This window comes from Desulfobacula sp. (assembly GCF_030145145.1).
GTDB lineage: Bacteria > Desulfobacterota > Desulfobacteria > Desulfobacterales > Desulfobacteraceae > Desulfobacula.
On the sequence record NZ_JAQYWD010000026.1, the window covers coordinates 84,726 to 94,638 of the forward strand.

Sequence of the window (9,913 nt, forward strand, 5' to 3'; positions counted from 1 at the left end):
TTCCAGGAAAAGACGGTCCTAAATCAATTCTTTTATTCTGGACCAGGCATCCTGGGGCAAGTGGGCACCCATGACCTGGCAGACCTCATAGCCGCAAGCGGAGGCAATTTTCCCGCTTTTTTCAATGGGAAATCCATGGGCAATGCCAAAAAGAAATCCAGCCGCCCAGAGATCGCCTGCTCCGGTGGTATCAATGGGTGCATTTCCTTGCTGGGCATGGATTCTTGTGATATGGCCCTGGTGGGAGATATAACTGCCCCTTTCACCAAGCTTCAATACAGCATAGGAGGCCTGTTCGGATAATTTTTCAATGGCTTTTTGTTCATCCGCGTGTCCGGTATACGCCTTTGCTTCATCTTCATTGGCGATGAGGATATCAACAAAGTCTTTGACAATATCTTCAAGGATTTCTCTTGAGGCATTGACCACCTCAAAACTGGCCAGGTCCAGGGCGATGAGAGACCCTGCCGCCTTGGCAGCAGTGAGTGCGGCCATCATCAGATCTTTGTTGAATAACAGATATCCTTCAATCATGGAAATGGCAGTGTCTTTAAACATGTCGGGACTTATGAGAGCGGGATCCAGTTCCGTGGATGCCCCCAGAAAGGTGAACATGGAGCGCTGGGCATCCGGTGTGATGACGGATAAGACCTTACCTGTCGGAGAGTCGGAGATTGACACCAGTGGTTCAACATTGCAGTTGGCCACCAGTTCTTCAAACGTTTGACCATGGGCATCATTTCCCCTTCTGCCGATAAATCGGGCATCACCGCCAAGATTACCGACACCCACAATGGTATTGCATGCAGCACCGCCGGGGACAACAACAGGTGTTTGGGTCGTTTCGATTAATATCTGCTGGATATCTCTATCTTCTACAAGGGTCATTCCCCCTTTTTCTTTTCCAAGGGCCGTTAAAAATGCATCGGATTCATTGGTTAAAATGTCAACAAGTGCAGATCCAATTCCTGTAATTCTCGTTACTCTGTTTTCCGGCATGGTCTCTCCAAACATGTCAATGTCGTTATTATAGGGTTTGCATAACATCACAAGCATAAACGCTCTCAAACAATAAAATTTATGGGGTGATTGTCAAGTGATTTGTTCAGTTCCCAACAAAAATAAGACCCAAGTCGGGTATCGTATCATTGACAAAGAGAAAATAAAAACTTATTAATTAAAAATTTAAATATAATACAGTTATATTGTAAATATAGTTATCTCTAAGATAAAAGGAGTCTCTAAATGTCGGAAAAACAATCTTTCATGTTTACATCGGAATCTGTAACAGAAGGTCACCCGGATAAAGTGGCAGACGCCATTTCAGATGGAATTCTTGATGCCATCATGGCCGAAGATAAAAAATGCAGGGTCGCCTGTGAAACATTGGTCACCACCGGGCTTGCCATGGTGGCAGGAGAAATTACCACGGATTGCTATGTGGACATTCCCCATGTGGTCAGAAACACCATCAAAGAGATTGGATATAACTCTTCCGGCATGGGATTTGACTGGCAGACCTGCTCGGTAATTACCAGTATTGATCAACAATCTCCCGATATTGCCCAGGGTGTTGACGAGGGGGCCGGGCTATATAAAGAACAGGGTGCCGGAGACCAGGGATTAATGTTCGGGTTTGCCACAAACGAAACCCCGGAACTGATGCCCATGCCGATTACCTATGCCCATAAGTTGACCGAACGGCTGGCCCAGGTGAGAAAAAATGGTGCCCTTGATTTTTTAAGACCGGATGGAAAATCCCAGGTCACCATTGAGTATGTAAACGGCGGCCACCCCAAAAGAGTGGATACGGTAGTGGTTTCCACCCAGCATTCTCCTGATGTGTCGTATGATGATTTAAAGTATGCCATTATCAAAGAAGTCATTAAAAAAGTGATTCCCGAAGAGATGATAGATGGTGATACCCGGTTTTTTATTAACCCTACCGGGCGATTTGTTGTGGGCGGCCCCATGGGTGACTGTGGCGTGACCGGCAGAAAGATTATCGTGGATACCTATGGCGGCCAGGGAAGTCATGGCGGGGGGTGTTTTTCCGGGAAAGACCCTTCAAAGGTTGACAGAAGTGCATCCTATATGGGGCGGTATGTCGCAAAGAATCTCGTTGCATCGGGCATTGCCGATAAGTGTGAGATTCAAGTGGCCTATGCCATCGGTGTTGCGCAGCCGGTATCTCTTCTGGTTGATTTTATGGGAACCGGGAAAATACCTGAATCAAAAGGGATTGAAATTGTCAAGTCGGTATTTGATTTAAGACCTGCTGCGATTATTGAAACCCTTGATCTTCTTCGGCCGATTTACAGAAAAACATCCGCCTATGGTCATTTCGGGAGAAAAGACCCTGATTTTTACTGGGAAAGAACAGACAAAGCAGATCAAATACGGGATCTGGCCGGACTATAAGCCTAATTACGAACGGTTTTAGTCGTTAAAAAAGCTGCCTGGACTTAAAATGTTAAGTTTAAGCGGCTTTTTTTATTGACAATAAAAACGGATGCTTGTATTTTGGAATCAAAACAACACATCAACATATTTTGATATGTTCAACTTTAGATCAAATTATCAAGGAGTATTCAATGTTACAATCAATTAAAGACCCTTCCTACATCGAACTTGACCTTAGCTTGAAATATAAGGTGAAGGATGTCGCCCTTGCAGAAGATGGACACAAAGACATGCAGCTTTCAGAAAAAGAGATGCCGGGGCTCATGGCCATCAGAGAAAAATATGGTGTTGAAAAACCCTTTAAAGGGTTAAAAATAACCGGCAGCCTTCATATGACCATCCAGACCGCGATGCTCATTGATACCCTTTACGAGCTGGGGGCGGATATCCGGTGGGCCTCCTGTAATATCTTTTCCACCCAGGATCATGCGGCGGCAGCCATTGCCCAAAAAGGGTCTGCAGCCGTATTTGCCTGGAAAGGTGAAAGCCTTGAAGAATTCTGGTGGTGTACAGAGCAGGCCCTGATCTGGCCGGATGGCTCAGGCCCTGATCTCATTGTGGATGATGGCGGTGATGCAACACTTTTTGTCCATCAGGGCGTGAAAGTGGAAAAAGATCCGTCATTGCTGGAGAATAAAACCCATAGCCTGGATGAGAAATGCCTGATGGATCGGCTGCGGGTCAGTGTCACAAAAGATCCGGAAAAATGGACCCGCATTGCCAAAAAAATCCGGGGCGTATCTGAAGAGACAACCACTGGTGTTCATCGCCTCTATCAGCTGGCTGAAAAAAAGGAACTGCTGTTTCCTGCCATCAATGTCAATGATTCCGTGACCAAATCCAAATTTGATAACCTTTATGGATGCCGGGAATCCCTTGCCGACGGCATCAAAAGAGCCACCGATATCATGCTGGCCGGTAAAACGGTCGTTGTGGCCGGGTATGGTGATGTGGGCAAAGGTTGTGCCGCTTCCATGAAGGGATATGGGGCCATTGTCTGGGTGACTGAAGTGGATCCCATCTGTGCCCTCCAGGCAGCCATGGAAGGCTATCCGGTGGTGACAATGGAGCAGGCTGCTCCCCACGGTGATATCTTTGTGGCAGCCACTGGAAATTATCATGTTATTACGGGTAAACACATTGAACAGATGAAGGATGAATCCATTATCTGTAATATTGGCCATTTTGATAATGAAATCGAAATGAGTTATCTGGATAATCATCCCAAGGCGGTTAAGTTAAATATTAAACCCCAGGTGGACAAGTGGACCTTAGAGTCGGGCCGTTCCGTTATTGTTCTTGCCGAGGGACGGCTGGTGAACCTGGGCTGTGCCACCGGGCATCCCAGTTTTGTGATGAGCAATAGTTTTTCAAATCAGACCCTGGCCCAGATTAAACTGGCAAAGGAAGACCTTGACATAAAAGTGTATACACTACCCAAGGAACTGGATGAAGAAGTGGCAAGACTGCATTTGAAAAATCTGTCCGTAACCTTGACCCAGATGACCCAGGAACAATCGGATTATCTGGGGATTCCCATCAATGGTCCATTTAAAACCGATCTCTATAGATACTAAGACCCCTTCAAACAGAACCCCTTTTTAAAAGGTTCAAAATTTTGAATTTATCCATAATTTAATTTTTTACCTTTTATTTTAAGGAGTTAAACTGTTTATTTAAAATACTCAGCATCAAAAGTTCAAAATTTTGAACTTTTGATGCCGGGTCGATCAAATGATAGCGGGGTGTCTCCGGGGGTATGCCATTAAAATGTATGGGAAGACTTTTAATATTGGGGGGTTATGATTTTAATGAGGATTTTTTTGGTGAGTGGCACATGAATTGCTTTAAAAATTATCATAACAAAGAGTTGGTTTTTTCATCTTTTTTTCCTTTTCTTAAAAAGGCTGCTTCCAAAAGAAGCAGCCTTTTTAAGTTTTAATTCAGCGGTTCAGAATACCCTTCTACTCTTTTATCAGTTTAATGACTTCATCATTATCCGGGAATCGTTTGGCCTGATGCTTTGAGAAAATTAATTTTCCGTCCAGAATAACGTCATATACGCCGTTTGATCCGGCAATCAGTTCCGGTGAGACACCCAATTCATCTTTAATCTTATCTGCCAGACCGGCAGCCCTTGGTTTATAATTTCAAACGGAACAATACTTAATTTTAATATCCATGGGGGTTCCTTTTATCTGGGGTCCTTAATTCATATTTTAAAAAGGACCTATTGACATGAGATGTCTAAAATATTAACACGTTATCTGTTTCAGGTAAAGAATATTGATGGAAAAGCAAAACAATTCAACCCCATCAAATCCAAGGGAACTTGACAAGGAAGATTACCTTAATATACTTGAAACTGCATATGGTTAACACACAAAATAATGGAGTATGGCTGTGGATTTTAATCCCTGTATGAAACACCAATTGATTCGGAAGACTGTCAGAGAGTTTGCCGAAAATGAAATTAAACCCCATGTCTCTCTTCTGGACAAAGAATCACGGTTTCCCTGGGAAATTGTTGAACGAATGAAGCCGTTGAATTTTTTTGGACTTCAAGTGCCAAAAGAATATGGTGGCGCAGGTCTGGATACCATCAGCTATGCCATTACCATTGAAGAACTGTCAAGGGTATCCGCGGCCATGGGGCTGTGTGTGACGGTTCATAACAGCGTGGGCATATTCCCCATTCTTCAATTCGGGACAGACGAACAGAAAAAAAGATTTGTGCCGGCCATGGCCCGGGGAGATCGCATCGGTGCCTTCTGTCTTACGGAAGCCAATGCCGGATCAGACGCGGGGGGGGTAGAAACCCATGCTGTAGAAACCCAGGACGCGTTTGTATTGAACGGCACCAAAATTTTTGTCACCAATGGCGGTGTATGCGGGACTGTATTGGTGTTTGCGGTTTCTGAAACCCGTGATAAAAAAAAACAGGCCAGTGTTTTTATTGTTGAAAAAGAGTGTCCAGGATTTTGCGTGGGTGAAATAGAAGACCTTTGTGGCATGCGGGCGAATCCGGTGTCATCGCTTTTTTTTGAAGACTGCCGTGTGCCGAAAACAAATGTTCTGGGGCAGTTGGGGCAGGGGATGAAAATTGGATTAACGGCCCTGGACACGGGCCGGATTGGCATTGCAGCCCAGGCCCTTGGCATTGCCCAGGCCGCCTTTGAAAGTTCGGTGTCGTATGCCCGGGAACGGCAGCAGTTCAATACGCCGCTGTCAAAATTCCAGACCATTCAAAATTATCTGGCTGAAATGGCCACAAAAATAGATGCATCAAGGCTTCTGCTCTACAGGGCTGCTGCCTTTAAGGATAGTCGCAGGCCCTTTTCTGGGGAAGCCTCCATGGCAAAGCTTCATTGCAGTGCCACGGCAAAAGATGTAACAGACCTGGCAGTCCAGATCCATGGCGGTTATGGCTACAGTAAAGAGTATGACGTGGAAAGATATTTCAGGGATGCCAAAGTAACCCAGATTTATGAGGGGACCAGTGAGGTTCAGAAAATGGTGATTGCCCGGACTATTCTGTCCCAACCCAGTTGAATAGGTAAATGATATGTTGAAGATAATGGTATGTATTAAACAGGTTCCCATGGTATCGGAACTGCCCTGGGATTCCAGGACCGGAACGTTAAAGCGGGATCTGGCCCAGGGGATGATGGACCCTGCAAGCCGAAGAGCCCTTGAGGCGGCGTTGCAGATCAAAGAAACACAACCCGCCTATATCTGTGCTATTACCATGGGACCTGCCATGGCCAGGGAAATCCTGCACCAGGCCATGGCACTGGGGGCAGATGAAGGGGTCTTATTGTCCGACAGAAGAATGGCCGGGGCAGACACCTTTTTGACAAGCCATATCCTGGCCAGATTTATTCAAAAAGAATGCCAGGGGGAGTATCTGGTGATGTGTGGCACCCAGACCAGCGACAGCGAGACGGCCCAGGTTGGCCCCCAGCTTTCCGAAGAGTTGAATATTCCGGCCATCACCTATGCGGGTCACGTTGAAATAAAAGACCGGGTTGTTGAGGTTCACCGCCATGTGGATGAATTTTTTGAAATCCTGAACATGGATCTGCCAGGATTGGTTACCATTGACCTGTCGGCGTATAAACCCAGATATCTGGCCCTTGAAGGCGTGGAAAAGGCCTTTGAAAATCCGGATATCAGACATATTGATGCCCGGCAGCTGGGACTTGATGCCGACTTTAATGCGCTGAAAGACTCTCCCACAAGAATTATGGATGTTTACTCTCCCACGGCTCAAAAAGAGAACCGGGTCTTGAAAGGTGCGGTGAAAAAAGTAGTTGACCAGTTGTTTGACGACTATGGCAAAGTGATCAGCTCTGCCATGGGAAAAGACCTTAAAACCCATGAACATGATGAGGCATGATGAAACGCAACAAAGATATCTGGGTGTTTGGCGATTACCGGAATTATTTTCAGAACAGGGTCACCCTCCAGATCCTGGCAAGGGCGGTTGACCTGTCGACCCAGACGGGTGGAACTGTCTGTGCCGTTGTGCTGGGTCACAGGGTGGATACGTATGTGGCGGAATATATTGCCCATGGTGCCCAGAAAGTCTATGTCATAGATGATCCCACACTCCGATCTTACTCCATTGAAAGGTATTCCTGGCTAATGAGTTGGCTTGTCACCCGATATCAGCCTGAAACCCTTTTGGTGGGCGCTACACGATTTGGCCAGGAGATCGCGCCAAGGGTGGCTAAAAAGCTTAAAACAGGGTTGACAGCCGATTGTATTGACCTTGAAATCAATACCAAAGGGCTGCTGGTTCAGACGGCCCCGTCCTTTGGCGGAAATTTGATTGCAAAGATTATTACCCCTGTGAAACGACCCCAGATGGCAACGGTCCGGCCGGGAACCTTCCCGGAGCTGCCCCATGATGATGCCGCAAACGGTCAAGTGATGGTATTACCTTTGCCTGGGGATCTGCCAGAGGACCGCATCCGGCTGGTAACCTCAGAACACAGACCCTCTAAAAAGCAGAAAATTGAAGATGCGGATATTGTTATTTGCGGGGGCCGGGGCATGGGCAGCAAAGGAAAGTTTAAAAAACTTTTTGATCTGGCCGCACTCATGAACGCAGAGGTGGGGGCCACAAGACCGGTTGTTTATTCTGAATGGGTGTCCCACGACGCTTTAGTGGGCCAGGCAGGAAAAAACATCAAACCCAAAATACTGTTGTCCTTTGGTATCAGTGGTGCGATCCAGCACACGGCTGCCCTGAGTGATGCCCATTTTATTGTTGCCGTCAATAAAAATCCCAATGCCACCATGATGAAAATGGCCGATGTGGCCATTGTCGCAGATGCCAATCAGGTCTGCCTTGGTATTATCAAGGCGATAAAAGAGAAGGCTCGGGATTGATATTTAACCGGTTGTTTTGGAAAAAATAGTCTGAAACGCGGTGCTAATTTTTCCCTTTGTCCGTTTTGTTGACAATGAAATTTTTTATTTTTTTCAGATGGGGGATCAATACAATAAGAATAATGGCAGCAAACAGGTACTGGATCATATGATAACGCTGCTCTAAAAAATCAAAGCAGTAAAACCAGACAATGATGGCGGTCAGGGTTCCCAGGAATGTGGCAGTGAAATTTCTGACCAGGGTTAATTTGAGCATATACCCGATAATAGACCCCACGACAGGCCCGGTAACCGGCAGGGGGGCCATGACAAAGAAAAAAATACCGATCCCGCCCAGGGGTTCTATTTTATTCTTTTGTTCAAGGGCTTTTCCGGTCAACCGGGCCATGAATTTAATCATCCATTCAGTCCTCAAATAATTGGTGGTGCTTAAAACAAAGGCGGCATAGGTGAAACAGACGATGAGCACTTCAATATAAAAATTATAGGCAATGGTGGGAAGGGCACCGAAACCATTGATAATGCACAGACCAATACCGGCAGCCCGACCGCCGACGGTATGGGCAACAAAAACAAGGATAAGGGTTTTTGCTATTTCAAGGTCGGTGATGCCATAAAATCCGATGAGAACTATGAGCAGAGCGCTTAACAAAAAACCGCTTAACAGCAGTCTGCCTTCAGTTGTATTTAATAAGGTATGTTTCATATCCGTTTTATCAATTTAAGGTCATTATGCCAAACCAGAAATTTATAAAGTAAGACGGAAATATTGTCAAGCAACAGAGTATTTACAGAAAATCGGATTGATTTTCAGAATCGGCATAAAATTCGGTTCTATTCGCCTGCCATGGCTGTCAGCGGATAAATGAGGTATTACGTTTTTATTACAATTTTTTTATAAAATGACCACCACCGTATGATTTTTGTTAATGATATTAAAGAACGTCAATCATTTTTTTGATAGGGTGGGTGCAGAGCTGGTCTGTGATGCCATCATCCTTCACGGCAATGATGCTCAGAAGGAAAAATATGTTAAACCCCTGCTCAGCTGAAGCCAATGCCAGGAATGAAAAAATATTTGAATAATTTATCAGGTTGATTATCTGTTTGATGGATGGAAGTCCAAACAACAGCAAGACGTTGTGCTTGCTTATAGTTTAAAAATCTCCGGATTTTTAATAACAGTCTTGGGTTTTCTGCATCATAGCCAGACACGATATTTTGTCTTTGGGGGAAATTTCATTCACCACGCATACCATCAGAAGGCTGGAAGAAAGAAAATGCGAAATTAGGGGTTTCCCGGATTTACAGATCGGGTTTGGAGTGGTATGGGATATAGCCAACTTTTCTGTTTTGTTATTTTTGTGTGCCCAACAGAAAAAGACGGGTAGACTTATTGTTAAATTAAACATATCGGCAGACACGCCCATTTGAAAGGAAATTATAAATGTCAGATCTTATTGTAAAAAAAGTTAATATAACAAGAGAAGATGGACAAAGTGAATACTCCGGGCCTGATTTTATTCGTATTTTGATATGCGGGGGAACCGGATGTAACGCAACAGAGCGAACTGCTGTAAAAAATACCCTCGTTGCTGAAGTGGATAAAAGAGGCTTGTCTGACAAAGTGGAAATAGTTGAAACAGGCTGTAATGGATTTTGTGATATAGGGCCAACGCTGATTGTTCGACCTACAGGGATTTTTTATGTTAAAGTAAAATCAGAAGACATCCCCGAACTGGTTGAAGAGCAGATCATAAATAACAATCCTGTTGAAAGGCTTTTCTTTGAAGATCCTGTGTCAAAAAAGAGGATTGCTAAGCATCAAGACTTGGTGAGAGAAATATCATCCAAGATGACTCGGCTGATTTCGGGCCATAATTCTTAAAAAAGAAAAAAGTAATAAAAAGGGTTTACCCAAATTTACAGATTTGGTTGGGGGGGGGGGGGGGGGGGAGAGAGAGAGAGAAGGAGAAAAAAGCGGGTTATTACATTTATCGTCAACGCCCTTTGTAATTTTTAAACACCAAGCCCTATATCCGCTAGTGCTCCC

General features: G+C 44.9%; 10 protein-coding genes. 7 read left to right on the forward strand and 3 right to left on the reverse strand.

Going from position 1 to position 9,913, the window contains the following annotated elements:
* Positions 1 to 18: 18 nt before the first annotated feature.
* The gene (locus Q1Q15_RS15595) at positions 19 to 999 is read right to left on the reverse strand and encodes an adenosine kinase (protein WP_300461889.1); all 981 of its coding nucleotides are present in this window, start codon (positions 997 to 999) and stop codon (positions 19 to 21) included.
* A 246-nt stretch (positions 1,000 to 1,245) separates the two neighbouring features.
* Between Q1Q15_RS15595 and metK the strand changes: the two genes are divergently transcribed.
* Both metK and ahcY read left to right on the forward strand, forming a co-directional pair.
* Positions 1,246 to 2,421 (forward strand): methionine adenosyltransferase, encoded by a 1,176-nt coding sequence (gene metK / locus Q1Q15_RS15600; RefSeq protein WP_300461892.1) that lies wholly within the window; start codon positions 1,246 to 1,248, stop codon positions 2,419 to 2,421.
* 173 nt (positions 2,422 to 2,594) lie between these two features.
* Complete coding sequence (gene ahcY, locus Q1Q15_RS15605) at positions 2,595 to 4,040, forward strand: adenosylhomocysteinase (RefSeq protein ID WP_300461893.1); 1,446 nt, start codon at positions 2,595 to 2,597, stop codon at positions 4,038 to 4,040.
* A 387-nt stretch (positions 4,041 to 4,427) separates the two neighbouring features.
* On the opposite strand, the gene Q1Q15_RS15610 is transcribed toward ahcY, so the two are convergent.
* Positions 4,428 to 4,646 carry a SelT/SelW/SelH family (seleno)protein gene (locus Q1Q15_RS15610; RefSeq protein WP_363320998.1) on the reverse strand — a complete coding sequence of 73 codons (219 nt, stop codon included), beginning with the start codon at positions 4,644 to 4,646 and terminating at the stop codon, positions 4,428 to 4,430.
* A gap of 238 nt (positions 4,647 to 4,884) precedes the next feature.
* Here Q1Q15_RS15610 and Q1Q15_RS15615 point away from each other — a divergent pair, with 238 nt between their 5' ends.
* The 3 genes from Q1Q15_RS15615 to Q1Q15_RS15625 are packed head-to-tail and all read left to right on the forward strand — an operon-like array spanning position 4,885 to position 7,860.
* Positions 4,885 to 6,015 carry an acyl-CoA dehydrogenase family protein gene (locus Q1Q15_RS15615; protein ID WP_300461895.1) on the forward strand — a complete coding sequence of 377 codons (1,131 nt, stop codon included), beginning with the start codon at positions 4,885 to 4,887 and terminating at the stop codon, positions 6,013 to 6,015.
* A gap of 13 nt (positions 6,016 to 6,028) precedes the next feature.
* On the forward strand, positions 6,029 to 6,862 hold the full coding sequence (locus tag Q1Q15_RS15620) for an electron transfer flavoprotein subunit beta/FixA family protein (RefSeq protein ID WP_300461897.1): 834 nt from the start codon (positions 6,029 to 6,031) through the stop codon (positions 6,860 to 6,862).
* Positions 6,859 to 7,860: an electron transfer flavoprotein subunit alpha/FixB family protein gene (locus Q1Q15_RS15625; RefSeq protein WP_300461899.1), complete on the forward strand. Its 1,002-nt coding sequence runs from the start codon at positions 6,859 to 6,861 to the stop codon at positions 7,858 to 7,860. Before Q1Q15_RS15620 ends, Q1Q15_RS15625 begins: the two co-directional genes overlap by 4 nt.
* 43 nt (positions 7,861 to 7,903) lie before the next feature.
* On the opposite strand, the gene Q1Q15_RS15630 is transcribed toward Q1Q15_RS15625, so the two are convergent.
* Entirely contained in the window at positions 7,904 to 8,566 is a 663-nt protein-coding gene (locus tag Q1Q15_RS15630; protein ID WP_300461901.1) for a small multi-drug export protein, read from the reverse strand.
* A gap of 223 nt (positions 8,567 to 8,789) precedes the next feature.
* Here Q1Q15_RS15630 and Q1Q15_RS15635 point away from each other — a divergent pair, with 223 nt between their 5' ends.
* Both Q1Q15_RS15635 and Q1Q15_RS15640 read left to right on the forward strand, forming a co-directional pair.
* The gene (locus Q1Q15_RS15635; protein ID WP_300461903.1) at positions 8,790 to 8,912 is read left to right on the forward strand and encodes a hypothetical protein; all 123 of its coding nucleotides are present in this window, start codon (positions 8,790 to 8,792) and stop codon (positions 8,910 to 8,912) included.
* 395 nt (positions 8,913 to 9,307) lie between these two features.
* Positions 9,308 to 9,748 carry a (2Fe-2S) ferredoxin domain-containing protein gene (locus Q1Q15_RS15640; protein WP_300461906.1) on the forward strand — a complete coding sequence of 147 codons (441 nt, stop codon included), beginning with the start codon at positions 9,308 to 9,310 and terminating at the stop codon, positions 9,746 to 9,748.
* Positions 9,749 to 9,913: the final 165 nt, after the last annotated feature.